1 protein-coding gene is annotated in these 1,406 nt (G+C 63.7%); it reads right to left on the bottom strand.

All coding sequences use genetic code 11. The annotated features are described in order from the left end of the window. Positions 1-37: 37 nt before the first annotated feature. Positions 38-1,333: an IS256 family transposase gene (locus ABZ342_RS48890; protein WP_360488926.1), complete on the bottom strand. Its 1,296-nt coding sequence runs from the start codon at positions 1,331-1,333 to the stop codon at positions 38-40. Positions 1,334-1,406: the final 73 nt, after the last annotated feature.

Raw genomic sequence — 1,406 nt, forward strand, 5'->3', positions numbered from 1 at the left:
GGGTCTATCCCGTGATCGGTGTTTCCGGCGTTGTTGATCAGTAGGTTTCGGCTCCCGGCCAGCGATCACCGAAGGTGATGGCGAACGCGTTGATCACTGGCTTCCAACGCATCGTCCATCGAGCGCGGCCGGTCCCGGTCGGGTCCAGGCTGCGGGTCACAAGGTACAGGCACTTCATCGCGGCCTGCTCTGTCGGGAAATGTCCACGTGCACGGATTGCCCGCCGATAGCGGGCGTTCAGCGACTCGATCGCGTTCGTGGAGCAGATCATCGTCCGTATCTCGACGTCGTAATCGAGGAACGGCGCGAACTCATTCCAAGCGTTGCGCCACAAACGAATCACCGCTGCGTGCTTCGCGCCCCATTTCTCTTCGAATGCGTCGAGAGCGGCCGCCGCGGCGTCCGGGCTCGATGCGGTGTAGATGGGTTTGATGTCGCGTTTCACCGCGTCCCAGTCCCGGCGGGACACGAGCCGGAAGGTGTTGCGGATCAAATGGACGATGCAGGTCTGCACGACGGTTTGCGGCCACACGTTCGTCACGACGTCGGGCAGACCTTTGAGGCCGTCGCAGACGAGGAAGAACACGTCCCGGATGCCGCGGTTCTTCAGGTCGATGAGCACGCTCATCCAGAACTTCGCGCCCTCGCCGCCGGTGCCCATCCACAGCCCCAGGACGTCCTTGTGGCCGTCCACGGTGACTCCGATGGCGGCGTAGACGGGCCGGTTGGCGACCTGGCCGTCGCGGACCTTGACGTGGATAGCGTCGATGAACACGGCCACGTAGACCGAATCCAGTGGACGGTTGGCCCAGTCGTTCATTTCGGCGACGACCTTGTCGGTGATCCGCGAGATCGTTTCCTTGCTGACCGAGGAGCCGTAGATTTCGGCGAAATGCGCCGAGATATCCCCGGTCGTCATTCCTTTTGCATATAGCGACAGCACGATCTCGTCCACCTCGGTGAGCCGACGCTGCCGCTTCTTCACTATCTGCGGTTCGAACGTGCTCTCCCGGTCCCGCGGCACGTTGATACCGACCTCGCCCGCGGCGTCCGAGAGCACCGTTTTCGGCCGGGTACCGTTGCGCACGTTCGTCGACTCACGATCCGGGTCGGCCTGGTTCTTCTCATGGCCGAGATGCTCGGTCATTTCCTCGTTCAGTGCCGTTTCCAGCACGTTCTTGGTGAACAGCTTCAGCAGCCCGTCCGGTCCGGTCAGCGCCAGCCCGCGGGCCTTCGCCTCGGCCACCATCGCCGCCGCCGCGGCCTGCTCCGGCGACAGTTCCCGCGCCGGCTTCTCGTCACGCTTGCGTGGACTCACAAGCTCCGATGTCATCACTCACAGTGCCCATCCCGCCGGACCTCAGCCCGGCGTGTCGGGCCGGAAACACCGATCTTGGAACAGTCCC

This window comes from Amycolatopsis sp. NPDC005961, assembly GCF_040629235.1.
Lineage (GTDB): Bacteria > Actinomycetota > Actinomycetes > Mycobacteriales > Pseudonocardiaceae > Amycolatopsis > Amycolatopsis camponoti.

What these genes read in the sequence shown, in the direction of transcription:
- ABZ342_RS48890 (WP_360488926.1), bottom strand. Translation starts at nt 1,333, where the DNA reads ATGACATCGGAGCTTGTGAGTCCACGCAAGCGTGACGAGAAGCCGGCG.